Consider the following 25,314-nt stretch of genomic DNA (forward strand, 5'->3'; position numbering starts at 1 on the left):
TCCTGCTCGTCCCGTACGTCCCTCAGTACCCGCGCCCCACATCCACGGCCGTTCCCGGCACCCGCCCCTGTGCCATCGCCTCCCAGCACGCGGCGAAGTCGATGACGATGTCCTCGTCCGCCGTGATGCCCGCGGAGTGCGAGGTGATCACCGTACGGGGCAGCTGCCAGCACCGGTCGCCGGGTGCGGCGGGCTCCTCGGGCAGTACGTCGAGCACCGCGCGCCCCACCGCACCGGCGTGCAGCGCGGCCTCCAGCGCCTGCAGGTCCACCGTCGCGCCCCGGCCGACGTTGATGAACGTGGCGTCGTCCATGCCCGCGAACCGGTCCGTCCCGAAGAACCTGTCCGTCGCGGGGGTCAGCGGCAGCGTGGTGACCACCCACCGCGCCTCGGCGAGAGGCTGTGCGTCGTCGTCCGCCCCGACGACCCGGTCGAATCCCGCCACCGCCGTACGCGCCCCGCGCCCGACGCCCACGGTCCGGATGCCGCACCTGCGCAGCAGAGCGGCGACGGCCGAGCCGATGCGGCCGGTCCCGTAGATCACGGCCGTCCGGCCGGCAGCGAGTTCGGAGGGGGTACGGCGCCACTCGGCCCGTGCGTGCTGGGCGGCGAACTCGGGGACGGACTGGCAGTCGGCGAGCACCCAGGCCAGCACGTACTGGGCGATCCGCTCCCCCATGCGGCCCACTGTGCGGGTGAGCAGTGCCCCGGACGGCCACGGTCCGGCGGCCAGCAGGGCGTCCGTACCGGCGTTCACGCTGTGGAACCACACCAGCGACCCGCCCCGCAGCGCGTCCGGCAGCGAGGCCCCGACATAGATGAAGGGTTCCTCCGGCACAGTGCCGGAAGAACCCTGTTCCACGGAGCGGCCGCTGATCCGCTCCAGCTCGCGGACGACGGAGGCGTCCACCGTCGGCGCGGCCAGCAGCCGGGCCCGCGCGAGCAGGCCCGGCGCCGGAACATGTTCCTGTGTCCGAGAGCGCATCCGGCCGTCAGCTGCCGGGCGCCAGGTGGGCGGGGAAGCCGCCGGTGGCGACCGGACCCCAGCGCTCCGGAGTGATCCGGATGATCGACTTCCCCTGCTTCACCATGGCCGCCCGGTACTCGTCCCAGTCCGGGTGCTCACCCGAGATGTTCCGGAAGTACTCGACGAGCGGCTCGACCGAATCCGGTGAGTCGATCACCTCGGCCGAGCCGTCGATCTGCACCCACGGCCCGTTCCAGTCGTCGGACAGGACGATCACGCTGACCCGCTCGTCCCGTTTCGCGTTGCGGGTCTTGGCCCGTTCGGGGTAGGTCGAGACGACGATCCGTCCTGCGTCGTCGACGCCGCAGGCCAGCGGGGAGCCCTGGGGGCGGCCGTCGGACCGGGTGGTCAGCAGGATCGCCCGGTGCCTGGGCCGTACGAAAGCCAGCAACTCGTCGAGTTCCACGGCGGTGTTCGTCGCGATGTCGGGTGCCATGTCCGCAGACTACGACGGCAGGGACTCACCCTGCACGGCCTGGATGTCGAGCTCCACCCGCAGCGTCGTACCGATCGCCGAGATGCCTGCCTGTACCACCTGGTTGTAGTTCATGGCGAAGTCCTCGCGGCGCAGCTCCGCCGTTGCGCTGAAGGCCGCACGCACCCCGCCCCACGGGTCCGGGCCCGTCCCGAGGTAGCTCAGGTTCAGGTCGACCGGGCGCACGACGCCGTGCAGCGACAGCTCGCCGTTGACCAGCCAGCGGTCGGGGCCTGCCGGGGTCAGCCCGTTCGAGCGGTACGTGATCTCCGGGAACCGGTCCGAGTCCAGGAAGTCCGGCGAGCGCAGGTGCTTGTCGCGCATGTCGTTGCCGGTGTCGATGCTGGCCGCGCTGATGACGGCGTCGACCCGGGACTGCTGGATGTCCTGCGCGATCTCGATCCGGCCGCCGAACCCGGTGAACCGGCCGTGCACGCTGGAGATCCCCAGGTGCTGCGCGACCGCACCCACCGAGGAGTGCGCCGGGTCCAGCGACCAGGCGCCCGGCGGCGGCAGCTCCACACCGCCCTGGCGGGCCAGCACCACCGTGCCGGCCTCGACCCGCCCGCTCGCGGTGACGAGGGCGGTGGAGGCGGCGGGGGCGTACCCGACCGCCGTGACGATCACTGTGTACGCGCCGGCCTGCAGGGGAGTGTCGGTCCGCACCGCCCCGTCCTCGTCGGCAGTGGCCCGCAGCACCTGCGCGCCGGTCGTGTCGGTGACCGTCACGACCGCGTGCTGGACCGCCCAGCCGTCCCGCGTCCGTACCTGTGCGCGAAGTCCCATCCCGTTTTCTCTCCTTGCTCAATGACTCAATGAGTCGGGCCCCGGGGCAGGGGACGGCAGGCCGTCCCCTGCCTGCCGTCCCCGCCACCGGGGCCCATTTCCACCAGCCGGTACAGCGTCTCCGCTCGAAACGCCGACCCGCCAGGGGTCTGTGGTTACTCGCCGGGGTGGGCGAGCTCGATGTCGTGGCCGTCGACGCCGCGACCGGCCACGGTCAGCGCGCCGGCCACCGGCGGGTAACCGGTCGCGATGACCGAGTACTCGCCCGCGTCCAGGTCGGCGAAGGCGTACGCCCCGTCGTCCCCGGTCGTCGAGGTGGCGACCACATTGCCCGCCGCGTCGACCAGCGTGACCCGGGCGTCCGGCAGCGGCCGCCGGCCGGAACCGGCCCGCACGACGCCCTGCACCAGCGCACCGGACTGCAGTGCGGCCTCGATCCGGGTGACGCCCTGGCCACCGATCTCCACCGGCAGCGCCATCGGACGGAACCCTGCGGCGTTCACCGCGACGGTCACCGAACCGGGGACCAGCTCACCGAAGGTGAACTCGCCCGTCGCACCGGACTTGCCGGTGGCCAGCACATCGCCGCGCACATCGGTCACGATGACCATGGCACCCTCGACCGGCGCAGCGGTCTCGGCGGTCCGCACGATCCCGGCCAGGCCGCTCGTACCCGAGAGCAGGATGTCGTACGAGAGCGGCTCCTCACCGACGACCACGGTGGACGCCTGCGGCTGGAAGCCGTCGGCGGACGCGATCAGGACGTAGCTGCCGGAGCCCGGCGCGTCCAGACCGTAGCTGCCGTCGGCCTGGGCGACGGAGCGCCCCAGCTGCCGGCCGGCCAGCGAGATCAGCGTGACGGCGGCCGCGGCGACGGGTGCGCCCTCGGCGCCGCGCACCACACCGTGCACGGCGGTGCCCTGCAGGGTGGCGACCGGGGCTTCCAGGGTGGCGACCGAGGAGACCGGGGCGGACGGGGCCGTTGCCCGGGAGACCGGTGCGGCAGCGGCGGCCGGCTCCGTGACGGGGGCCTCGGCCGTGGCCGGGGCGTCGTTCGCGGCGTTCGTCCTCAGCGCGACCTCCTTGATGAAGATGGTGATCAGGAAGGCGAGCAGCGCGGCCGGAGCGGCGTACAGGAAGACATCGCCGACACCGTGCCCGTAGGCGCTCTCCACGACCGTACGGAACGGCGCGGGCAGCTTGTCCAGGTCGGGGATGCCCCCGCCGCCGGTGCCGCTGTGGCCCATGGCCGCGCCCTTGGGGCCGAGCTCGGCGAGGCCGTCCTTGACGTAGTGGGTGACGCGGTTCGCCATGACGGCGCCCAGCGCCGAGACGCCGATCGCACCACCGAGGGAACGGAAGAAGGTGACGACGGAGCTGGCCGAGCCGAGGTCGGACGGAGCGACCTGGTTCTGCGTGGCGAGTACCAGGTTCTGCATCATCATGCCGATGCCGAGACCCATCACGAACATGTAGACCGCGATGTGCCAGTACGTCGTGTCGTACCGGATGGTGCCCAGCATCCCGAGCCCGGCGGTGACCAGGAAACCACCGCTGACCAGCCAGGCCTTCCAGCGGCCCGTCTTGGTGATGACCTGGCCCGAGATCGTCGAGGAGAGGAAGAGGCCGGTGATCATCGGGATCGTCATGACGCCGGACATCGTCGGCGACTTGCCGCGCGCCAGCTGGAAGTACTGGCTGAAGAAGACGGTGCCCGCGAACATCGCGATACCGACGAACAGCGAGGCCAGCGAGGCCAGCGTGATGGTGCGGTTACGGAAGAGACGCAGCGGGATGATCGGCTCGCTGGCCCGGGACTCGGTGAAGACGAAGAGCAGGGCGAGGATCAGGGAACCCGCGAGCATCACGCCGGTCTGCCAGGACAGCCAGTCGTACTTGTCGCCCGCGAAGGTGACCCAGAGGAGCAGCAGCGAGACGGCGGCGCTGATGAAGAAGGCACCGGTCCAGTCGACCTTGACCTCACGCTTGACGACCGGGAGCTTCAGGGTCTTCTGGAGCACGATCAGCGCGATGACCGCGAACGGCACACCTACGTAGAAGCACCAGCGCCAGCCCATCCAGCTGGTGTCCGTGATGACACCGCCGAGCAGCGGGCCACCGACGGTGGCGACGGCGAAGACCGCGCCGAGGTAGCCGCTGTAGCGACCGCGCTCGCGCGGGGCGATCATCGCGGCCATCACGATCTGCGCGAGGGCGGAGAGGCCACCCACGCCGACGCCTTGGACGACACGGCAGGCGATCAGCATGCCGCTGCTGGTCGACATACCGGCGACGACCGAGCCCGCGACGTAGATGACGAGGGCTATCTGAACCAGCAGCTTCTTGCTGAACAGGTCGGAGAGCTTGCCCCACAGGGGGGTCGTCGCGGTCATCGCCAGCAGCGAGGCCGTGACGACCCAGGTGTAGGCGCTCTGGCCGCCGCCGAGGTCGGAGATGATCTCCGGCAGAGCGTTGGAAACGACGGTGGACGACAGAATCGCGACGAACATGCCGAGCAGCAGCCCGGCGAGCGCTTCCATGATCTGCCGGTGTGTCATCGGCGTGCCGTCGGAGGGATCGGATGATCCCCCGTGCTTGGCGTGGCCGCCCCGCACACCGGTCGGTGTGGTCGTAGCCATTGAGTTCCTTGTCTTTGCTTCTGTTACACGGGTGTACGGGTGTGCGAGTCGTTGTTGCTGTCGGCAGGCCGGGAACGGCAGTCGCCGGTGTGCTTCCCGGGGGCGCACCCTCCGGGGCCGCGACAGGCGAAACTGTCGCGCAGCCGGGCCAACAGCGTGTTGAGCTGTCCGACGTCGTCGTCGGACCAGTCGGAGAGGTTGTGGATGAACATTTCGGTGGTCCGGCGGTTCAGATCGCTGAGCACGTCGTGTCCGGCGGGGGTCAGCCGCAGGATGCGGGACCGCTTGTCCGCCGGGTCCGAGGACCGTTCGATCCAGCCGCGCTCTGCCGCGTGGGCGACATGACGGCTGGTCACCGACATGTCGACGGCCATCAGCTCGGCGAGTCCGCTGATCCGCATTTCGCCGTGCTCACGGAGAAGTGCCAGTACGCCGGCGGAGCCGGCCGGGCACTCGGGGGGCAGCATGCGGGCGAGACCCCGCTTGACGGCCCCGATGGCGCTGAGCTGCCGGGCCAGTTCCTCGTACTGACTTCGTACGGCCACGGGCCCCCCAGACATCTCACCGAGTTCATCTTGTTGCTTAGGGCAACCATAGAAGCTGTTGGTTGCTGCAGGCAAACGAAACGGGACTTGCAGAAGTAAAGGAAAGCAAAAGGCTGAGTAGGGCTCGGGTCAAAGCCCCAGCGTGTGGGGTGTGGGTCGTGACTGGTGTGTCTCGTGCCACACCGGAGGTGCGGACGGTGGCCTCGAAACGGCAGTAGGCCCCGAGCGTTACTCGGGGCCCGGCCGTCGCCCCGTAGGGGCATAAGGTGCCGCCGGACCGCTAGGGTCCTGACCCATGGCACACGACCGTTCTTTGGCGCCCGGCGCGAGGTGCTGTGCGTCTGGCGGGCCATCCCGAACGGTCTTGGATGACCTGGTTCTCCGCTTTCGCACCCCGGCGGCGGCACGCGTCACGCGCGTGATCCAGTCCGTGGCGGGCAGAGTCCCTGGTGCGAGAGGGGTCGAGCGTTGGCCGCAGGCCCCTCTCCCACGTGACGACGCTACAGTTCCACAGGCTTCATATCGCAGTATCCGACGAGCACTTCACCCGATCGAGTGGGAATGCATTCATGCGTAATCAGCCGCCGGTAAATGGCAACCCCCAGGGCCCCGAGGGCAATTACGACCCCGCGGGCAGCACCCAGATGTTCCGCGCCTTCGTCGACGAGGGCGAGCCGCAGCGCCGGCAGCAGCCGGCCGCCTCGTCCGGACCGAAGACCGGGGTGATCGTCACCGTCGTCGCGGTGATCGTCGTCCTCGCGGCGGTCGCCTGGCTCGCGCTCGGCTGACCGGCGCCCAGGTTCCTCCGTACCTCCTGCCTCCACCTGTCACTTCAATACGGCGGTGACGTCCCGGGTCTCGACATGCATACCCAGGGGCACCCGCCAGGCGTCCACGCAGACGGTGTACGTCTTCGTCCGCGCCGCTCCCGCGTCGATCGGCGCGGGCAGCGGCCCGGACGACTCGATGGTCGCCCAGTCGATCCCCAGCCCGCCGATGATGTGCGTGGCGAAGGTGACAGTGCCCGAAAGCGCCGGTGATCCGCCGGTGTTGCGGAACTCCACGGTCACCTTTTCGCACCAGCGCTCGTCCGCGGCCGCCCGCTCGGGGGCACCCACCACCAGCACGGCAGGCCCCGCGGGCGTGGTGGTGCCGGGTGCCGACGGGGTTGCGGGGGCCGTGGAGCCGCCTCCGGGGCCGGTCGTACCACCTGTACCGCCGGCTGCATCGCCTGCGCCCGGTCCGGTTGTGCCGGACGTGCCGGGCGGCCGGGAGGTCCCGCCGCCCGCAGTGCTCGTCCCTCCGGAAGCGCTCGTTCCTCCGGAGTCGTCACCGTCGGCCGAGACGCCCGGCGAAGGCGTGCCGCCGTCGGCCCGGCCTCCGGCACTCCCGCTGCCCTTGCCGCCCCTGTCCAGCGGCACCAGTGTCACCTTCCCCGACGGCGCCACGGCTCCCGACGGCGCTCTCTCGGGGCCCGTGCCCGCCGCGCCGACCGCCACATAGCCGTCGTCCGCCGTCCCGCCACCGCAGGCGGCCAGCGCGCCGCCCAGACACAGCACGGCCGCCGAGGCGGCGATCACGGTGCCCCGGCGGCCGGTCGAGTCGAGTATCTGACGTCGCATCGCGCCAGTGTGGCTGACGGCCCGTCAAATCGGAACCCTCGTGCCACGGTGCGGCAGTCCGCGGCGGTCAGTCGGCGATGAGCCCCTCCCTGAGCTGGGCGAGCGTACGGGTCAGCAGGCGTGAGACATGCATCTGAGAGATGCCGACCTCCTCGCCGATCTGGGACTGGGTCATGTTGGCGAAGAACCGCAGCATGATGATCTGGCGCTCGCGCGGCGGAAGCTTGGCCAGCAGCGGCTTGAGCGATTCGCGGTACTCGACACCCTCCAGCGCCGAGTCCTCGTATCCCAGCCGGTCCGCGAGGGAGCCCTCGCCGCCGTCGTCCTCGGGAGAGGGCGAGTCCAGCGAGGAGGCGGTGTACGCGTTGCCGACGGCCAGTCCGTCGACCACGTCCTCCTCGGAGACGCCGAGTGCCTTGGCCAGCTCCGGCACGGTCGGCGAGCGGTCGAGCTTCTGGGCGAGTTCGTCGCTGGTCTTGGTCAGCGCGAGCCGCAGCTCCTGGAGCCGGCGCGGGACGCGCACCGACCACGAGGTGTCGCGGAAGAAGCGCTTGATCTCCCCGACGACGGTCGGCATGGCGAACGTCGGGAATTCGACGCCCCGTTCGCAGTCGAACCGGTCGATCGCCTTGATCAGGCCGATCGTGCCGACCTGGACGATGTCCTCCATCGGCTCGTTACGGCTCCGGAACCGCGCCGCGGCGTAACGCACCAGCGGGAGGTTGAGCTCGATGAGTGTGTCCCGTACGTAGGCACGCTCCGGGCTGTCCGTTCCATCGGGGCCCGGTGCGGGCCCCAGCGCGGCGAGCCGCAGGAACAGGGAGCGGGACAGAGTGCGGGTGTCGATGGCTTCCGGCGAGCTGGTGAGCACAACGGGTGCGGGTGCGCTCTTCGTGAGCGTGAGCACCTTCGAGCTGCCCTGTTCTGCGGACATGCCACCCCCTTGAGGTCGCGGACGGTCGCGTTGAGCCGCGACCATCGGAGGAACGCAGCCTCCACCTGAATACCGGAGGCGAGGCCACGGCAAACGCGGTTCCCGCAGAATGTCACATGTCGGCAACACGCTGTAGTGACATGTCGACAAGTCTTTGTGGCGTCTGTGCAGTTAACAGGGGGTGCGCGGCATTTCGGCCGTCCCGAACCGGACTTCGAGTGATCTACCCGTTCCGGTTACGCCTCGATCCTGTTTGCGGATCGAAGTCGGGCGAAACTACGGGCCAGCAGCCTTGACACATGCATCTGGGAGACCCCCAGTTCGGCGCTGATCTGTGACTGCGTCAGATTGCTGTAGTAGCGCAGCAGCAGGATGCGTTGCTCGCGCTCGGGCAGCTGTACGAGCAGATGCCGGACCAGGTCGCGGTGTTCGACCCCGGCGAGGGCCGGGTCCTCGTAGCCGAGCCGGTCCAGCAGGCCGGGCAGTCCGTCGCCCTCCTGCGCGGCTTCCAGTGAGGTCGCGTGGTAGGAACGGCCGGCCTCGATGCAGGCCAGCACCTCGTCCTCGGAGATCCTCAGCCGCTCGGCGATCTCCGCGGTGGTGGGAGAGCGGCCGTGAGCGGTCGTCAGATCCTCGGTGGCGCCGGTGACCTGGACCCAGAGCTCGTGCAGCCGGCGCGGGACGTGGACGGTCCGTACGTTGTCCCGGAAGTACCGCTTGATCTCTCCGACGACGGTCGGCATCGCGAAGGTCGGGAACTGGACACCGCGTTCGGGGTCGAACCGGTCGATGGCGTTGATCAGACCGATCGTGCCGACCTGGACGACGTCTTCCATCGGCTCGTTGCGGCTCCGGAAGCGCGCCGCGGCGTACCGCACCAGGGGGAGGTTCGCCTCGATCAGCGCCGCCCGTACGCGGCCGTGCTCCGGGGTCCCCGGCTCCAGGTTCTTGAGCTGCCCGAAAAGGACCTGTGTGAGCGCCCTGGTGTCCGCACCCCTGGTCCTGGCGGGCGGAGTCGTGCTGTCGGGCGTCTCGGTCTGGACGGTCTGTGCTGCCTCGACGGTCTGCGCTGCCTCGACAGTCTGGACTGTCTCAACGGTCTGGACGGTCTGGGGAGGCACTTGAGGCGCTGTACTGGCCGGCACGGTGACGCCACCCCTTTGCGGTCAACTTCGGTCAACTCATCCGTCAAAAGCGGTCATAGCATCACAAGACATGTCCACTGTGTGCAAGCACCGTATAGCGTCGTGTTGGGGTCAACTTGGTTTAAACACTAAGAAAAGCCCCTCGCCGTGGTGGCGAGGGGCTCAGGAGACCGGTTGTATCAGGCGGTTCGGCCGGACCGGGCGGATCAGAACGGATAGTCGGCGATCACCCAGGTGGCGAACGCGCGCCACTGCGCGGCGGCGGCCTGATGGGCGGGGTGCTCGATGTAGCGCTTCAGGGCGTTCTCGTCGGCGACCGCGGAGTTGATGGCGAAGTCGTACGCGATCGGCCGGTCGGTGATGTTCCAGGCGCACTCCCAGAACTCCAGCTCGGGGACCTGCCCCGCCAGCTCCTGGAAGGCCTTCGCCCCGGCGACGACCCGCGGGTCGTCCCGCTCGACGCCGTCGTTCAGCTTGAACAGGACCAGATGGCGGATCATGGGGTACTCCTACTTCACGAGCTCGGACATGAAGTCGCCGACGCCCTGTGCGGCACTCGAAACGCCCTCGAACCCTACCTGGACAAGATCCGCCGCCCGGGCCGGGGACGTGATGATCGTGTACAGCACGAAGACGACTATCACGTAGAGAGCTATCTTCTTCGCTTGCACCATCAGCCCCTGCCTCGCCTTCGATCCCCTGTGCAGTCGGGCGATTCTATCCGCACGAATGGCCGTATCCCTCTGATGTTTCCGACCACTCACACAGCTTTTAAGGACCAAGGGCCCGGTGATCGGGGCCCTTTGCCCACTCCTGAGGACTTCTGCGAGGCCGCAGGATGGACGGTGAGCCCAGCGGATCCGGCAGGAATCCGCAGGGCGAGGAACAGGACCTCACTGTGGGGTTCTCGCCGCGATCTTCCCCCCTGACTGCGGCGGGGGCTTGAGGGGCCTGTTCTCATCGGGGGAAGCGGCTTGTCCCCCCGATGCCGCTTCCCCCGACCGGACTTCGCGGACTGTGGTCCCGGGTACGACGACCGTCGCGCCCGGGACCACAGCTGTACCCGTACCCGTTCCGTGTTCGCGAGTGTCGGTGCGGAAAACTCGAAGGGCCCGACGCGATGCGCCGGGCCCTTCACAAGAGCGGTAGCGGAGGGATTTGAACCCTCGGTGAGTTTCCCCACACTCGCTTTCGAGGCGAGCTCCTTCGGCCGCTCGGACACGCTACCGAGAGAGAGCTTAGACCATCCCGGCCGTCCGCCGAAATCCGATTCACCGCAGCAGGCCGCGGCCGCGGGAAAGCCTGGTCAGAGGTCGCGGAAGAACGCCGTCAGCCGGTCGGCGCAGACGTCCTCCAGCACTCCGTGGATCACCTCGGGACGGTGGTTGAGCCGGCGGTCGCGTACGACGTCCCAGAGCGAGCCCGCCGCGCCCGCCTTCTCGTCCCGCGCCCCGTAGACCACCCGGTCCACGCGGGACTGCACCAGCGCGCCCGCGCACATCGTGCAGGGCTCCAGGGTGACCACCAGGGTGCATCCGGACAGCCGCCATTGGCCGAGCGCCGCTGCGGCCCGGCGGACGGCGAGGATCTCGGCGTGCGCGGTCGGGTCGCCGGTCGCCTCACGTTCGTTGTGTCCCGTGGCGAGCAGGGAGCCGTCCGGGCCGAGCACGACGGCGCCGACCGGCACATCGCCGGCCCGCGCCGCCAGGTCGGCCTCGGCCAGGGCGCGGCGCATGTGCGCCCGCCACGGGTCTCTCACGGGATCGTGCGGGTCTTCTACGGGATCGTGCGATTCGGGCGGTCCTTGCGGGTGCGGTGGTTCGCTCACCCGCGGACCCTAACGGACGGTCTCCAGGACCTCGGCCGCACCCAGCGCGTCCGCGATCTCCACCAGTGCGTCCGTGCGCAGCATCAGCAGCTCCGCCTCGGGGAGCCCGAGGTCGGCCAGGACCCCGGTGTCACCGAGCGGGCCCGCCGGTACCGCGTCGGCATCGAGTTCGTCGTCGTCATCATCGTCGTTGTCGTTGTCGTTGTCGGGGGTGATGTCCGGCTCGCCGTCCTCCGTACCGTCCAGGCCGACGAGCTCTTCGAGGGCGGCAATCGTGTCCTCGGCCCCGGGTTCGCGGCCGAGCAGTTCATCGGTGAGCAGGATCTCCCCGTACGAGGAGCGGGCGGCGGCGGTGGCGTCCGAGATGAAGATCCGGGGGTCCTCCTCACCGTCCACCCGGACGACGCCGAACCAGGCGTCCTCCTGCTCGATGAAGACGAGCACCGTGTCCTCGTCCACCGAGGCTTCACGGGCCAGATCCGTCAGGTCGGACAGGGTCTCCACATCGTCGAGTTCCGTGTCGCTCGCTTCCCACCCGTCTTCGGTGCGCGCGAGCAGTGCGGCGAAGTACACCGTGACTCTCCCACTGGTCATAGGGGTGTCGGTCCGGCGGGAGGGCAGTCGGTGGCCCGGCTGTCCTGCGTCCCGCCCATCGGAATCGTGGCAGAAACATGGGCTTCGCGAGAGGAGTTCGGACGTTGCGTCGGCCATCAGTTCTCCTGGACACCGCCACCAGGGGGACACCGGGCCGCCGTCCGACCTACCAGCGGAAGGTCCGCATCCGCATGGCCTGGCGCATCCGGGCCGCCCTGGCCCGGCGCGGCTGGACCCGGTCGCGGAGCGCCTTCGCCTCATGGAGCTCGCGCAGGAACTGGGCGCGCCGCCTGCGGCGCGCCGCGTCGGCCTCTTGCGGGTTCTGCTGGACCTCCGCGTCCCGCGGGGCCGGCGTGTCCGGCTGGCCCCGCTTCCGCTGTTCCCCGTCCGGCATCGGCTCATCACCCCAAGGCTGGGTCCGTATGCCCCCACCTTCCCTCCGAACGTGCGGTTGATGCCAGCGCACGGGTGCGGGAGGCCCGGTTACTGTTGAACCCATGCGGATCCACGTCGTCGACCACCCGCTGGTCGCGCACAAACTCACCACCCTGCGCGACAAGCGCACCGATTCCCCGACCTTCCGGCGGCTCGCCGACGAGCTGGTCACCCTGCTCGCCTACGAGGCCACCCGGGATGTGCGCACCGAACAGGTCGACATCGAGACCCCGGTCACACCGACGACCGGTGTCAAGCTGTCGTACCCGCGCCCCCTGGTCGTACCGATCCTGCGGGCCGGTCTCGGCATGCTCGACGGCATGGTGCGGCTGCTGCCGACCGCCGAGGTGGGCTTCCTGGGCATGATCCGCGACGAGGAGACGCTCCAGGCGTCCACGTACGCGACGCGGATGCCGGAGGACCTCTCGGGCCGCCAGGTGTACGTCCTGGACCCGATGCTGGCCACCGGCGGCACGCTGGTCGCGGCCATTCAGGAACTGATCAAGCGCGGTGCGGACGATGTCACCGCGGTCGTGCTGCTCGCGGCGCCCGAGGGCGTCGAGGTGATGGAGCGCGAGCTGGCGGGTACGCCGGTGACCGTGGTCACCGCCTCGGTCGACGAGCGGCTCAACGAGAACGGCTACATCGTCCCGGGCCTCGGTGACGCGGGCGACCGGATGTACGGCACGGTCGACTAGAGCTCCGAGCGGGATGTGCTGGGCTGCCGGGCCGACCCGGCAGCCGTCAGCAGGACGGTGCGGATGCCGGCTTCGCCAGGGCGGCGAGGGCCGCGGCGGCCGACCGGGGCGTGCTGAACGCCTTGAACTTCGTACCGAGAATCAGATCGACGTCCGCCGTCCTGCGGGCGTCGGTCTTCGGAACGACCCCCTGCAACTGCGTACCGAGGACCGGGAACGAGCCGTTCGTGGCCGACGGGGCGCCCAGCAGCACCCCCGGACCGGCGACCTTCTTGTCGTACGCGGCCGAGGCGTTCCCCACCTTGCCGATGGTGAAGCCGCGCTTCTTCAGCTCGTCGGCGGCCTGCTTGGCGAGCCCGCTGCGCGGTGTCGCGTTGTAGACGTTGACGGTGATCTTCGCGGGATTCGGCAGCGCCTTGGCGGGCGCGGACGGCTCGGCGGACGGGCAGTCCGTCCTGTGGTCGGCGGCGCCGGCTTTCCTGTCGCCGCCCGTGAAGACATCGATGAGCTGCAACGTGCCCCATCCGGCCAGCCCGAGGGCAACCACGGAAGCGGTGGCAGCGAGGATCAGTTTGCCGCGACGCCGGGGGCGGCGCATGCGCGGGTACTTGTCGCCCGTGATGCGGTACTTTCCGCCCATGCCGGGGGGAGTGAGCATGCTCATGGGCGCAGCGTAGTGCGACCCGGTGATGATGCCTACTAAATGATCAATGGATCGCACCCGTCCGGGTGTGAAAGCACCCGAACGAACCCGGAGCGGCCCGCAGGACTTGCGGGTCCGTGGACGGAATTCGCCGGGCTCCGTCAGCCGAGTTCGAGTACCCGGGCGTGCAGTACCTGGCGCTGCTGAAGCGCGGCGCGGACCGCGCGGTGCAGTCCGTCCTCCAGGTAGAGGTCGCCCTGCCACTTCACGACGTGCGCGAACAGGTCGCCGTAGAACGTCGAGTCCTCGGCGAGGAGAGTCTCGAGGTCCAGGTTGCCCTTGGTGGTCACCAGCTGATCGAGGCGGACCGGGCGCGGCGCGACATCCGCCCACTGTCGGGTGCTTTCCCGGCCGTGGTCGGGATAAGGCCGCCCATTTCCGATGCGCTTGAAGATCACACGGAAAGCCTACCGGGCAAGAGCCTCCGGGCGCAGCCATGGGGCGGGACTGCGATGCTGGCAAGAACGCTACAAAAGCGGGCATTCCGGAATAGGGGCCGTGATGAGTGACAGCGACAACGTGGGCGGAGGCACGGGTTCGGACACCGGCGGCGGTTCGGACGCGGTCGCGCCGGACACGGGCGTGGCGTCGGGTGTTGGTGCGGCGTCGGACGCGGGCGTGGCGTCCGGAGCAGGCGGCGGCGCAGGTGCCGGGGTTCTGCCGCAGCCGGCGCAGGAGATCGCTGCCGGGTATGCCGTCTCCGGGACCGACCTCGATCTGGGCGCGTTGCTCTGGGACGGTGCGTGCCTGCCGGATGCGCAGATCCGGATTCCGTTGGCGATGCTCAACCGGCACGGACTCGTCGCGGGCGCCACCGGCACCGGCAAGACCAAGACGCTCCAGCTGATCGCCGAACAGCTCTCGGCCAACGGTGTTCCTGTCTTCCTCGCAGACATCAAGGGTGATGTCTCGGGCATCGCCGCCCCCGGCGCACCGGGCGACAGGGTCACCGAGCGGGCTGGGCAGGTCGGACAGAAGTGGCAGCCCAAGGGTTTCCCGTGCGAGTTCTACGCGCTCGGCGGCATCGGGCCCGGCATTCCGCTGCGGGCGACGGTCACCAGCTTCGGCCCCGTTCTCCTGGCCAAGGTGCTGCAACTCAACCGGACACAGGAGCAGTCGCTCGGCCTGATCTTCCATTACGCCGATGCCAAAGGCCTGGAGCTGGTCGATCTCAAGGATCTGCGGGCCGTCGTCGCCTTTCTCGTCTCGGACACGGGCAGGGCCGAACTCAAGGAGACCGGCGGGCTCTCCACGGCAACGGCCGGAGTGATCCTGCGGTCGGTCACCGCCTTCGAGCAGCAGGGCGCGAGCGACTTCTTCGGCGAACCGGAGTTCGACACGGCCGAGTTCCTGCGGCAGGCGCCGGACGGGCGCGGGCTGGTCTCCGTACTGGAACTGGCGGCCGTGCAGGACAAGCCGCAGCTCTTCTCGACGTTCCTGATGTGGCTGCTCGCCGATCTCTTCCACGATCTGCCGGAGGTCGGCGACCTCGACCGGCCGAAACTCGTCTTCTTCTTCGACGAAGCACATCTGCTCTTCAACGGGGCCTCGAAGGCATTCCTGGAGTCGATCACCCAGACCGTGCGGCTGATCCGCTCCAAGGGCGTGGGCATCTTCCTCGTCACGCAGACGCCGCGCGACGTGCCCGGCGATGTGCTGGCGCAGCTGGGCAACAGGGTGCAGCACGCGCTGCGCGCCTTCACTCCGGACGATGCGAAGGCTCTGCGGTCGACGGTGAAGACGTTCCCGAACTCGCCCTACGACCTGGAGGAGTTGCTGACTCAGCTGGGCATCGGCGAGGCCGTGATCACGGTGCTGAGCGAGAAGGGCGCGCCGACTCCGGTCGCCGCGACCCGGCTGAGGGCGCCGCAGTCGCTGATGGGGCCGTATCCCGCCGCCGAGCTGGACGCGGCGGTGAAGGGCTCGTCGCTGTATGGGCGTTACGCACAGGCGGTGGACCGGGAGTCGGCGTACGAGAAGCTGAGCGCCGGACAGGAGGCGAAGCAGCGGGCCGAGGCGGAGGCCGCGGACAGGGCGGCGGTGGAAGAGGCGGTGAGGGGCGGGGGAAGGGCTTCATCGGCCGGGGGAAGGACTTCTTCGGGCAGGGGAAGGACTTCTTCGGGCAGGGCCCCGTCGGGCGGGTCCGGGAAGGCGTCCAAGGAGGATGCCTCGCTGGTCGAGCAGGTGGTGGCGAGCGGGATGTTCCGGTCGCTGGCACGGTCCGTCGGGACGCAGCTGGGGCGGGAGATCTCGCGGTCGCTCTTCGGTACGGCCCGCCGCAGGCGATAGTTCTCGGCGGCGGGCACGCGGGCCGCGTGCGTGTGGGCTGTGGCGGGCGTTTGGCAGGGCGTGTGGGCGGCGCTGTTGTTCGTCGGCTACTTGTCGGCTGCGCGTTTGGTAGCCCTGGCCGCCTGTTTGGCCTGCTGCTTGAACGCGCGGACCTCGGCGAGTGATTCAGGGCCGGTGATGTCGGCGACCGACCGGCGCGAACCCGCCTCGCCGTACGGCCCGGCCGCCTCCCGCCAGCCCGTCGGCCGGACCCCGAACTGCTTGCCCAGCAGCGCCAGGAAGATCTGCGCCTTCTGGGTGCCGAACCCTGGCAGGGCGTTCAGCCGTTTCCGCAGCTCGGCCCCACTGGAGACCTCGCTCCACACCGCGCTCGCGTCACCGTCGTACTCCGCCACCAGGTACTGGCACAACTGCTGGACTCGCTTGGCCATGGAGCCCGGATAGCGGTGCAGGGCCGGTTTGGCGGTGAAGAGTTCGGTGAAGGCCTCCGGGTCGTAAGCGGCGATCTCATGAGCGTCCAGGTCGTCTCCGCCCATCCGCCCGGCCAGGGTGTACGGGCCGGAGAAGGCCCATTCCATCGGCACCTGCTGGTCCAGCAGCATGCCGACCAGAGCGGCGAGCGGGCTGCGCGCGAGGAGCTCGTCCGCCTCCGGCTGCTGGGCGATCCGCAGGGTGTCCTGGTCCTTGTTGCTCTTGGTCATGTCTTCGATCATCCCGACGGCGGCGCGGCCCGGCCACACCACTGCTCGCCGATGCAGCCGTTTGCCGCCGGATTCCGTTCGAGGAGGCGACGCCACGGCGGCTGCCGAGTGACTGTCAGTGGCGGCCCGCAGTCTCGGAGATGTGGACATCGACAACTGGTAGTTCTTCCCGGAGCGTGGAGCAGGGGACGGTCAGCAGGTATACGGATACACGCCCGACGGCGACGTGCGCGCGACGAGGGGCACGCTGCCCGCGCCGCTCGGTGCGCTCCTGTCCGGTGGGCCCGCGCTCGACGCGATCGCTGATGTGTACGGAGTGTCATGAGTGGTTCCTCCTGCCGCGCTCATGGTCACAGAGCGGCCGGCGGACCCGGAGTGTGACATGCGGGGCGGCCGCGGGGCCGCCGGGCTTCGCGGGATTGTATGAACGGACCGGATGCCCGAAGGGGCAGCGCCGGCTGCCCTTGGCCGGCGGGGTCCGGGCTGGACGAGGCAGTGGCACGTCGTGAAGGTGGAGTGGTGGGGCCATCACGACGCGCCTTCGACCGGGGCGCGGTCAGGGGAGATGACGATGCACGCACAGGAATGGGACCAGGAACACGACCACGAGCGGGATCACGGGCACGGGCAGGAGCACGACGAAGCCCTGCACGCGTCGAGGGCGACCGAGGGCCGGGAGGCGGCGGACACCCCGCACCTCTACCGCGCGGCGGTCGCCGGGCGGACCGATGTGGTCGGAGCCGGCGGCATGAGCGTGCTCCAACGGGCGGTCGGCAACAGTGCCGTGGGGGCGATGCTCCAGAGGCGGGAGGAGGAAGAGCGCTCCCCCGTGCACGACGTGGTCTCGTCCGGCGGCGGGCAGCCCCTGGACACCGATACCCGCACCGATCTGGAGGGGCGGATGGGCGCGGACTTCTCCGACGTACGCATCCACACCGGCTCCGCCGCGCACGAGTCGGCGAAGGGCGTGGGCGCCCATGCGTACACGGTCGGCAACAACGTGGTCTTCCAGCGGGACGCGTACGATCCGTCCTCGCCGCAGGGCCGCACCACGCTGGCCCATGAGCTCACCCATGTGATCCAGCAGCGCAACGGCCCGGTGGAGGGTACGGAGGCGCCGGGCGGTATCCGGGTGAGCGATCCGTCCGACCGGTTCGAGCGGGAGGCCGTCGCGAACGCCGACCGGGTCCTGTCGGCCCCGGCCCCGGCCCCGGCTTCGGCGGCTGTGACAGGGGCGGCCGGTCATGACTCGTCCCCCGTCGCGACGCCTGCTGTGCAAAGGGCGGCGACGGAGGACGAGGACGAGCAACCTGCCGATGTGCAGGGCTCCTTCGTCCAACGGGCGGAGGAAGGCGCCGAGGAGGAGGAAGAGGCTCCGCCTGCTTGACGGGCCCGCGGACCGGCCGGCCCGATTCGTACGGTCCGTCCGTGCTGTCAGCCCGCGGTGTCCGTCCGCATCGTGCCGCCGAGGAACAGCGACTCCGCACACCGCGAAGGCGTCGGCGCGTTCACCGGCTTGCCCACCTTCCGGCAGTCGACGGTCATCGTGACCTTGCCGCCTGCGGGCACCAGGATCGGCGTGACGAAGTGGTAGTCGGAGTCCCGGAAGTTCTCCAGTGCCAGCCGGAGCACGGGCGCGTCCCGGCCGGAGGAGACCACGAGCGTTCCCGCGTCGCCCTGCGGGTTCTGGACCACGATGTCCGTCAGCTGGAAAGTGTGTCCGCTGGGCACCTGAAGGGCCGTCGAGGTGTTCGACCCGCCGCCCACCGAGTCCCTGACCTGCACCTGCGCACTGGTCGGGGCCGCGGCGGCCGGGCCGTCGGATGCGCCGGCGCTCGGTGAGGGGCTGGGCTTCGGTGAGCCCCCGTTCGCACCGGAGGAGTCGCCCCCGCCCGATCCCGTTCCGGCCGTCGAGCCGGTGTCCGGGGCCTTGCTCTTGTCGGCCGCGACGGCGGACCGGACCGCGTCCGGCGTGATCGCCTCCCGGGCCGCCGACTTCACGGCCGGCCGCAGCAGCGCGTACCAGAGCCCGACCAGCGCGATCAGCAGGACAGCCGCAGTGATGAGGGCCCTGGGAAGCCAGCGCGGCAGGATCGGCTCCTGCTGGTACGAGCCGTCCAGGACCACCGGTGCGACCGGGTCCTGACCGTCCGCCACAACCGGCGTGGCGACGACCTGGAAGGGATGCGTGACCGGCGTACCGCGCCACACGCGCTTGGCCGGCCGGATCCGCAGCTTCCCGAATTCCGCCCGGCCGGGCGCGATCTGCAGGGCGTCCGCCGCGAACGTGACCCGGGCCCGCTCCGTACCGGACTGCGCCCCCAACCGTACGGTCGCCGGGGTGTTTCCCCGGTTGTCGACGGCGAGTTGGTGCCTGCCGCGCCAGGCGCCGTGCGAGCTGCGCGGTACCAGCTCGGCGGTCGTCTCGGTGAAGGGGAGTACGGTCACCCGCCCCTCGGGCACCACCGTGTCGCCCTGCTCGCTGGTGGGCACCACCCGGATCCCGAAGGGCGTCTCCCCTGCGAGTACGGTCGAGTCGCGGGGCGGACGCAGTACGAGGGAGACCGTCTGCGAGTCCCCCGGATACAGGGACAGGGTCGCCGGCTCCACCGTCGACCAGGCGGCACACGCACCGACCACCTCGAAGCGGTATTCCTCGACGGTGCTGCCGGAGTTGAGGATCCGCAGAGGGAGAGCCGTCTCCTCGCCCGGTGCGGCAGTGACGGACGAATCGTCGAGGCTTGCCGTGAGACTCATAGGGCGCACCGTAGGGTCGGCGCCGAATGCCGGCATCGGCCGTGAAGGAACACTTCCGGGCAGATTCTGTGCCCGGATCGGCTTTTTTGTTTCCCTGTAGATGTACATGGGAATTGTTTGACCGTCTCAGGACGAATGAGGCACACGAAAGCAGCCGTGATGGTTGTGTTCAGTGTGATGCCATCGGCTGCTGCCCAGGGGGAGCATTGCCATGGAGCGCATCACTGTCGCATTACGGGCCCAGGATCCGATCTCGCAGGCGGGCGTGGCCAGTCAGCTGCGTACCCGTCCCGAGGTCAGCGTGACGGAGTGGGGGGAGGGCGACGCCTCACCTCAGATCGTGGTCGTCGTCGTGGACGCGGTCGACGAGGAGGTGCTGACGATGCTGCGTCACATTCAGCGCACCAGCACCTCACGCACCGTCCTGGTCACCACGGACATCGACGAGCAGAAACTGGTGAGCGCCGCGGAGTGCGGCGTCGCCGGTGTGGTCAGGCGCTCCGAGTCGACCCCGGAGCATCTGGTGCAGGTCATCAGAACGGTGGCGCGGGGCGAGGGCCATCTGCCCTCCGACCTGCTGGGAAGGCTGCTTGAGGAGGTGGGTCGCCTCCAGGGGCAGGTGCTCGGTCCGCGCGGCCTGCACTTCACCGGTCTCGCGGCGCGCGAGGTGGATGTGCTGCGTCTGGTCGCGGAGGGGTACGACACCGCGGACATCGCGACGAAGCTGGCCTATTCCGAGCGCACGATCAAGAACGTGCTGCATTCGGTGATGACCAGGCTGCAGCTGCGGAACCGGTCGCACGCGGTGGCGTACGCGATGCGGCAGGGGCTGATCTGAGCCGTCCGGTACGCGGGCATACGGCAGATCCGGCGGATCTGCCGTATGCCCGAAAGGGCAGCGGGGGCTTCCCGAGGGTGTGACTCCCACACCGCTGCGGGCCGGCTGCGTGTACGGGACCGTGGCGTCCGGTATGCCGATCGGCCGAGGGTGGGGGAGGACTTCCGTGCGCTGGTTCCAGCCGCTTCAGCGGGCGCCGCGGTCGCGGACGGGTCCGGCGGCCCGGCCCCGGTCCTCTGCCTCGCGCAGGACCCTCGCCGCGCTCCGTGTCCCGGCGCTGGCCCTTCTCCTCGTGGCCACCGGTATCGCTCCCGGCTCGGCCGTCACCTCCGGGCCGCCGGCGGCGGCGGTACCCGAGCCCTGGGTCACCCCTGCAGAGTTCACCGACGCGGTCGACCCCGGCGGCTCCACGGGCGTGGCCAAGCAGGTGCGTACGCCCGCGATTCCGCCGAAGCCGGATGTGATTCTGCTGGTGGACGGTACCGCCAGCATGGCCGACCCGATCAAGAGTGTGCAGGACAACCTGTCCAAGATCACCGACAAGATCCTCGCCGAGCAGCCCGACTCCCGGTTCGCCGTGGCCACGTTCGGCGATCAGGAGGGCGACGTCAATGCCGGTTTCAGTGTGCTTCAGGGGCTGACGGACGACCTCGACGCGGTGCAGGCGGGCGTCGACAAACTGGACACGGCACTGGGCGGCAAGAGCCGTGGTCCGTCCGAGGACTGGATCAACGGGCTGTGGCAGATCGCGAACGGGGCCGGCGGCCAGACCGTCTTCCGTGACGGGGCGAGCCCGGTCATCGTGCTGGTCGGCGATGCGTCCAGCCACGCCCCCAGCAACGGCCACAGCATCGACGACACGATCTTCGATCTCCAGGACCGGAGCGTCCGGGTGATCGGTGTCGACGTGGCGAGCACCATCGGCGACGGCCTGAATGGCAACGGCGATGCCGGCGACCCCGATTATGTCGAGGACCCGCCCACCACTCCCGGCCAGGCCACCCGCATCATCAACGCCACCAACGGCCGCCTGCTGGAGGGGATCGACGGGGACAAGGTCGCGGAGGCGATCGCCGAAGGCTTCAACAACCTCCCCACCACGGTCGGTTACCGGCTCGACAACTGCGACCCGTCCCTGACCGTCACCCTCGATCCCCCCACCCGCAGCGTGACCAGTGGCGACATCGCATCGTTCGCGGAGAACATCGACGTCGCCGCGGACGCGCCGCAGGGCACCACCCTGACCTGCACCGTCCAGTTCCTGCTGGGCACCCAGGTTCCCGGCACGGATGCCATCGGACCTGCGGCGGCCGCAGACCCGGACTTCCAGGAGCAGATCAGCATCGATGTGAACGACATCGACGCGCCCGTCGTCACCGTGGACGATCTGACCGTCCGGGCCAAGGACAAGAAGGGCGCGCTCGTGACGTACGACGCCACCGCCCAGGACGCCACCGACGGCACGCTCCCGGTGAGCTGTACCCCGCCCTCCGGCTCGCTCTTCCCGGTCGGCACCACCACGGTGACCTGCTCGGCCACCGACTCGGCGGGCAATACGGGTACGGACACAGCACAGATCGAGGTCCTTGAGGCTCCCGCGCCGCCCTCCGCGGATGTGGCGATGAAGGCCGACGTCAGCCCGGACCGTACGTACACCGGCCGCCCGGCCCGTGCCCGCTTCACCGTCACCAATGCCGGACCGGACGCGGCGACGGGCGTGGTCATCGGCTCGGCCTGGCCGAAACCGTCCGAGGCGAAGGACCGCAGCCTGCCCGCCCTGACCCGCTGCACGGCGGCCAACCCGTGCACCATCCCGGCCGGTGGCCGCATCGAGGTGACCCAGACGGCGACGTACCGCGCGGCGGTCACCGGGGACGTACGGGCCACCGTGCGCGGCACGCTGCCCGACCGCCAAACGGCCAACAACCAGGACACCGACCGGCTGCGCGTCCTGAAGCCCTCGCTGACCGTCACGCCGCAGGTCGCCAAGCCGGGCCAGCCGGTGCTGGCCCGCGGCAAGGACTACCCGCCGGGCGCGACCGTACGTTTCACGTGGAACACCGGCATCACTCCCGAGGGATCGGTCGCCACGGTGGGCCGCGACGGGACCTTCGAGGTGCAGGTCCTGGTCCTGCGCAAGGACAAGCTCGGCCCGCGCCGACTGCGGGCGGACTCGCGCGACCTCGACCGGCTGCAGAAACCGGTCCTGGTGGTCCAGCGGAATCTCCAGCCACCGGACTTCGCGGGCCGCGCATGAGCGCCGGCGACCGTACGGGAGTGATCGGGTGATCCACGAGGTCGACGACGTACTGCGGGCCCTGATCAGGGCGGAGGTGCTCGAAGGCGGCCAGATCGCGGTGGTCTTCGATGCCCCGACCCGTGAGTGGGCGGCGAAGGTCAACGCACCCATGGTCAACCTCTACCTCTACGACATCCGCGAGGACATGCGGAGGCGTGAGCGAGGTCTGCACAACGAGTACGACGAGCGCGGCGCGATCATCGCGCGCCGCCGCCCGCCCCGCTTCTTCAAGCTCTCGTACCTGATCACGGCGTGGACGAAGCGCCCGGAGGACGAGCACCGGCTGCTCTCGTCGCTGCTCGGTTGCCTGCTGCGTTACGAGGCGCTGCCTCCGGAGCGGCTGACGGGCACCTTGGCGGAGATCGGGGCGGCCGTACCGATGTCGATCGCACTGCCGCCGCCGGAGGACCGCTCGTTCGCCGACGTATGGAGCGCGCTGGGCGGTGAGTTGAAACCCTCGCTGGACCTGGTGATCAGCGTGCCGGTGACGGCGTCGCCGAGCTATGTGGTCGGCCCGCCGGTGGGGGACGAGGGGTTGCAGGCCCGCTTCGGGGACGTGCCAGAGGAGGCCGAGCCGTTGTCGGAACCGATGCCGGGGCGCGGAGGGCTTCCGGTGTACGGAGGCCGGCCGGGCCGCCCGGACCGACCGGGCGGGGGCGTTTCCCGTACCCCCGATGCGGAACGGCGACGTGGCCTGTCCCTCCGTATCACCGAGAACCGCAAGGCAGCTGCGGCGGACGGTACGCAGGGCGGCGGGACGGATCAGTCAGGGGACGAGACGGAGGACGGCGCCGAATGACAACAGCGGGCGACCCGAACCTGCGCCATCTCCTCGCCCGCACGGTAGCGGTGGAGCAGCGCATCCGACGAGCGGTCGAGGCCCGGCAGCTCACCGACCCGGACCCGGACGACGCCTTCCGCGGCCTCTACCTCACGGACGAGAACATCGCCCGTCTGCTGGACGCGGAGGAGGCCCGCGCCTTCCCGTCCCCGGTTCCGTCCCCGGTTCCGTCCTCCGATCCGGACTACGACGAGACGCCGCGCGAGACGCCGGTCGAGACGCCGGTCGAGACGGCGGTCGAGACGTCGGCCGAGACGTCGGTCGAAGCGTCGGTCGAAGCGTCCCGATTGATCTCCCTGGCCCGTGAGTTCGGCCTCACCGCCCTCGACACCGAGATCCTCCTCATCACGCTCGTACCGGATCTCGACGACCGCTTCGAGGCGTTCTACGGCTACCTGAACGACGACGTCACCCGCCGCCGCCCGTCCATCGGCCTGGCCCTGGGCCTTTGTGGTCTGTCCCCCGCCGACCAGGTGGCGCGCGGCCGGCTGTCGGCCCTTGCACCGCTCCGTGAGGGCCGCCTCCTCCTCGTCGAGGACCTGGACCGCCCGTTCCTGAGCCGTGCGCTCCGCGTCCCCGACCGGGTCACCGCGCACCTCCTGGGCGACGACACCCCTGATCCGCGTCTTGCCGATCTCCTCGCCCCCTGGCACGCCGTTCCGGGCGTCGGCGACCCGGCCCCACTGGCTGCGGCCCTCGTCCGAGGCGCCTCGCTCGCCTACCTCCGCGAGGACCAGGGCGGCGCGGGCACGGCCCTCGCGGCCTCCGCGCTGACCCAAGCGGGCAACCGGGTCCTGGGGCTGGACCTGGCGCGGCTGGCCGAGGACCCGTCCCCCGCCGAGGCGGTCCGTTCCCTGGTCCGCGAGGCCCGGCTGACCGGCGCCGGCCTGGTCTGCGCCCCGCTCGACGCGGTCTCCCGCGAACACCCGGAACTCCTCCGGCTGCTCACCGGTACCCCGGTCCCCACGATCCTGGTGGGCCGGGCCCCCTGGGACGCGGCATGGTCCGCCGCCCCGCCCCTCCTCCTGCACGCCCCACGCGTGGAACCCTCGACCCGGGCCGCCCTCTGGACCGACGCGTACGACGCCCCCGTCCCCGGAACCATCGACGTGGACCGCCTGCTCTCACCGTTCCTCCTCACCCCGGAACAGATCACCCGCGCTGCCCGGGGCGCCGCCCAGACCACCTACCTGGACGGCGGCACCCTCACACCCGACCACGTCCGCCAGGGCGCCCGCGCCCAGAACGCGGCAGGCCTGGACCGTCTGGCCCGCCGCATCGAACCCACCGTCACCTGGAACGACCTGGTCCTCCCTCCGGGCACCCACGCCCAACTCCGCGAACTGACCGCCCGCGCGCGCCATCGCGACCGGGTCCTGGGGGAGTGGGGCATGCGCCCCGGCGGCGGCAGGGGCCGAGGCGTATCGGCCCTCTTCGCCGGTGACTCGGGCACCGGCAAAACGATGTCCGCGGAGGTCATAGCCGCAGACCTGGGCCTGGACCTCTACACGGTCGATCTGGCGACGGTGATCGACAAATACGTGGGCGAGACGGAGAAGAACCTGGAACGGATCTTCTCCGAAGCCGCAGGCGTGAACGGAGTCCTCCTCTTCGACGAGGCGGACGCGATCTTCGGTAAACGCTCGGACGTGAAGGACGCCCACGACCGCTACGCGAACGTCGAGAGCGCGTACCTGCTCCAGCGCATGGAGTCCTTCGACGGCCTGGCCATCCTCGCCACCAACCTCCGGGCCAACCTGGACGACGCCTTCACCCGCCGCCTGGACCTGGTGATCGACTTCCCGGTCCCGGACCCCGAACAGCGTCTCCTGCTGTGGGAACGCTGCCTGGGCCCCGTGCTCCCCCGGGGCAAGGACCTGGACCTCGCCTTCTGCGCGGAGAACTTCGAGCTGGCGGGCGGCAACATCCGCTCGATCGCGGTGACAGCCGCGTACCTGGCGGCGGACACGGGCGAGCCGGTGACGATGCCGACACTGATCCACGCGATCCAGCGCGAGTACCAGAAACTGGGCCGCCTGACGCTGGCGTCGGAGTTCGGCCCGTATCTGGGACTGCTGGCGTGACGCCGCCGGCCTGACATCGGGCGCTGGTGCGTGGGCCCTTGCGCGGGCCGGTGGTTGCCGCCACCGTGGGCGGG

25 protein-coding genes and 1 tRNA gene are annotated in these 25,314 nt (G+C 70.1%); 8 read left to right on the forward strand and 18 right to left on the reverse strand.

The window, feature by feature from the left end:
* Positions 1-22 precede the first annotated feature (22 nt).
* From ACGFU7_RS10190 to ACGFU7_RS10210, 5 genes are all read right to left on the reverse strand, one after another.
* On the reverse strand, positions 23-985 hold the full coding sequence (locus ACGFU7_RS10190; RefSeq protein WP_393694155.1) for an NAD(P)-dependent oxidoreductase: 963 nt from the start codon (positions 983-985) through the stop codon (positions 23-25).
* 7 nt (positions 986-992) lie between these two features.
* Positions 993-1,463: a PPOX class F420-dependent oxidoreductase gene (locus ACGFU7_RS10195; protein ID WP_393694157.1), complete on the reverse strand. Its 471-nt coding sequence runs from the start codon at positions 1,461-1,463 to the stop codon at positions 993-995.
* Positions 1,464-1,472: 9 nt separating this feature from the next.
* Positions 1,473-2,288, reverse strand: coding sequence for a YceI family protein (locus tag ACGFU7_RS10200; protein WP_393694159.1), 816 nt, complete (start codon positions 2,286-2,288; stop codon positions 1,473-1,475).
* A gap of 155 nt (positions 2,289-2,443) precedes the next feature.
* On the reverse strand, positions 2,444-4,927 hold the full coding sequence (locus ACGFU7_RS10205) for an MFS transporter (RefSeq protein WP_393694161.1): 2,484 nt from the start codon (positions 4,925-4,927) through the stop codon (positions 2,444-2,446).
* Between the two features lie 23 nt (positions 4,928-4,950).
* Positions 4,951-5,472: a MarR family winged helix-turn-helix transcriptional regulator gene (locus ACGFU7_RS10210; RefSeq protein WP_393694163.1), complete on the reverse strand. Its 522-nt coding sequence runs from the start codon at positions 5,470-5,472 to the stop codon at positions 4,951-4,953.
* Positions 5,473-6,041: 569 nt separating this feature from the next.
* Between ACGFU7_RS10210 and ACGFU7_RS10215 the strand changes: the two genes are divergently transcribed.
* Positions 6,042-6,260, forward strand: a complete 219-nt coding sequence (locus ACGFU7_RS10215; protein ID WP_393694165.1) for a hypothetical protein — start codon at positions 6,042-6,044, stop codon at positions 6,258-6,260.
* A 39-nt stretch (positions 6,261-6,299) separates the two neighbouring features.
* Here ACGFU7_RS10215 and ACGFU7_RS10220 read toward each other — a convergent pair whose 3' ends face one another.
* The 9 genes from ACGFU7_RS10220 to ACGFU7_RS10260 all read right to left on the reverse strand — a co-directional run bounded on the left by ACGFU7_RS10220 (position 6,300) and on the right by ACGFU7_RS10260 (position 11,989).
* Positions 6,300-7,094: a hypothetical protein gene (locus ACGFU7_RS10220; protein ID WP_393694167.1), complete on the reverse strand. Its 795-nt coding sequence runs from the start codon at positions 7,092-7,094 to the stop codon at positions 6,300-6,302.
* Between the two features lie 67 nt (positions 7,095-7,161).
* Positions 7,162-8,028, reverse strand: coding sequence for an RNA polymerase sigma factor SigF (locus ACGFU7_RS10225; protein ID WP_266747420.1), 867 nt, complete (start codon positions 8,026-8,028; stop codon positions 7,162-7,164).
* 236 nt (positions 8,029-8,264) lie between these two features.
* Positions 8,265-9,173 (reverse strand): RNA polymerase sigma factor SigF, encoded by a 909-nt coding sequence (locus ACGFU7_RS10230; RefSeq protein ID WP_393694169.1) that lies wholly within the window; start codon positions 9,171-9,173, stop codon positions 8,265-8,267.
* 206 nt (positions 9,174-9,379) lie between these two features.
* Positions 9,380-9,673 carry a Dabb family protein gene (locus tag ACGFU7_RS10235; RefSeq protein ID WP_393694171.1) on the reverse strand — a complete coding sequence of 98 codons (294 nt, stop codon included), beginning with the start codon at positions 9,671-9,673 and terminating at the stop codon, positions 9,380-9,382.
* Between the two features lie 9 nt (positions 9,674-9,682).
* A complete protein-coding gene (locus tag ACGFU7_RS10240; protein ID WP_176729265.1) occupies positions 9,683-9,847 on the reverse strand; it encodes a hypothetical protein in 165 nt (54 codons plus the stop codon).
* A 469-nt stretch (positions 9,848-10,316) separates the two neighbouring features.
* Positions 10,317-10,401, reverse strand: a tRNA-Ser gene (locus ACGFU7_RS10245).
* A gap of 78 nt (positions 10,402-10,479) precedes the next feature.
* Complete coding sequence (tadA, locus tag ACGFU7_RS10250; RefSeq protein WP_393694273.1) at positions 10,480-10,908, reverse strand: tRNA adenosine(34) deaminase TadA; 429 nt, start codon at positions 10,906-10,908, stop codon at positions 10,480-10,482.
* Between the two features lie 102 nt (positions 10,909-11,010).
* On the reverse strand, positions 11,011-11,574 hold the full coding sequence (locus tag ACGFU7_RS10255) for a hypothetical protein (RefSeq protein ID WP_393694275.1): 564 nt from the start codon (positions 11,572-11,574) through the stop codon (positions 11,011-11,013).
* Between the two features lie 187 nt (positions 11,575-11,761).
* Positions 11,762-11,989, reverse strand: a complete 228-nt coding sequence (locus ACGFU7_RS10260; RefSeq protein ID WP_393694173.1) for a hypothetical protein — start codon at positions 11,987-11,989, stop codon at positions 11,762-11,764.
* A 103-nt stretch (positions 11,990-12,092) separates the two neighbouring features.
* Between ACGFU7_RS10260 and upp the strand changes: the two genes are divergently transcribed.
* Positions 12,093-12,728: a uracil phosphoribosyltransferase gene (upp, locus tag ACGFU7_RS10265; RefSeq protein WP_359131778.1), complete on the forward strand. Its 636-nt coding sequence runs from the start codon at positions 12,093-12,095 to the stop codon at positions 12,726-12,728.
* Positions 12,729-12,774: 46 nt separating this feature from the next.
* On the opposite strand, the gene ACGFU7_RS10270 is transcribed toward upp, so the two are convergent.
* The gene (locus ACGFU7_RS10270) at positions 12,775-13,368 is read right to left on the reverse strand and encodes a LytR C-terminal domain-containing protein (protein WP_393694277.1); all 594 of its coding nucleotides are present in this window, start codon (positions 13,366-13,368) and stop codon (positions 12,775-12,777) included.
* Between the two features lie 164 nt (positions 13,369-13,532).
* Positions 13,533-13,829: a type II toxin-antitoxin system VapB family antitoxin gene (locus tag ACGFU7_RS10275; protein ID WP_072488263.1), complete on the reverse strand. Its 297-nt coding sequence runs from the start codon at positions 13,827-13,829 to the stop codon at positions 13,533-13,535.
* A gap of 103 nt (positions 13,830-13,932) precedes the next feature.
* Here ACGFU7_RS10275 and ACGFU7_RS10280 point away from each other — a divergent pair, with 103 nt between their 5' ends.
* Entirely contained in the window at positions 13,933-15,720 is a 1,788-nt protein-coding gene (locus tag ACGFU7_RS10280) for a helicase HerA-like domain-containing protein (RefSeq protein WP_393694175.1), read from the forward strand.
* 86 nt (positions 15,721-15,806) lie between these two features.
* On the opposite strand, the gene ACGFU7_RS10285 is transcribed toward ACGFU7_RS10280, so the two are convergent.
* The gene (locus ACGFU7_RS10285) at positions 15,807-16,421 is read right to left on the reverse strand and encodes an HhH-GPD-type base excision DNA repair protein (RefSeq protein ID WP_393694177.1); all 615 of its coding nucleotides are present in this window, start codon (positions 16,419-16,421) and stop codon (positions 15,807-15,809) included.
* A 565-nt stretch (positions 16,422-16,986) separates the two neighbouring features.
* On the opposite strand from ACGFU7_RS10285, the gene ACGFU7_RS10290 reads away from it, so the two are divergent.
* On the forward strand, positions 16,987-17,808 hold the full coding sequence (locus ACGFU7_RS10290; RefSeq protein WP_393694179.1) for a DUF4157 domain-containing protein: 822 nt from the start codon (positions 16,987-16,989) through the stop codon (positions 17,806-17,808).
* Between the two features lie 47 nt (positions 17,809-17,855).
* Here ACGFU7_RS10290 and ACGFU7_RS10295 read toward each other — a convergent pair whose 3' ends face one another.
* Entirely contained in the window at positions 17,856-19,178 is a 1,323-nt protein-coding gene (locus ACGFU7_RS10295; protein ID WP_393694181.1) for a hypothetical protein, read from the reverse strand.
* 211 nt (positions 19,179-19,389) lie between these two features.
* Here ACGFU7_RS10295 and ACGFU7_RS10300 point away from each other — a divergent pair, with 211 nt between their 5' ends.
* The 4 genes from ACGFU7_RS10300 (at position 19,390) to ACGFU7_RS10315 (ending at position 25,240) form a co-directional block, all read left to right on the forward strand.
* Complete coding sequence (locus ACGFU7_RS10300; protein ID WP_393694182.1) at positions 19,390-20,016, forward strand: response regulator transcription factor; 627 nt, start codon at positions 19,390-19,392, stop codon at positions 20,014-20,016.
* Between the two features lie 166 nt (positions 20,017-20,182).
* Entirely contained in the window at positions 20,183-22,273 is a 2,091-nt protein-coding gene (locus ACGFU7_RS10305; protein WP_393694184.1) for an HYR domain-containing protein, read from the forward strand.
* Positions 22,274-22,301: 28 nt separating this feature from the next.
* Positions 22,302-23,114 (forward strand): DUF4255 domain-containing protein, encoded by an 813-nt coding sequence (locus ACGFU7_RS10310; RefSeq protein ID WP_393694186.1) that lies wholly within the window; start codon positions 22,302-22,304, stop codon positions 23,112-23,114.
* Positions 23,111-25,240, forward strand: a complete 2,130-nt coding sequence (locus ACGFU7_RS10315; protein ID WP_393694188.1) for an ATP-binding protein — start codon at positions 23,111-23,113, stop codon at positions 25,238-25,240. Before ACGFU7_RS10310 ends, ACGFU7_RS10315 begins: the two co-directional genes overlap by 4 nt.
* Positions 25,241-25,314: the final 74 nt, after the last annotated feature.

The sequence above is a fragment of the Streptomyces sp. NPDC048473 genome (assembly GCF_043200155.1).
Taxonomy (GTDB): Bacteria; Actinomycetota; Actinomycetes; order Streptomycetales; family Streptomycetaceae; genus Streptomyces.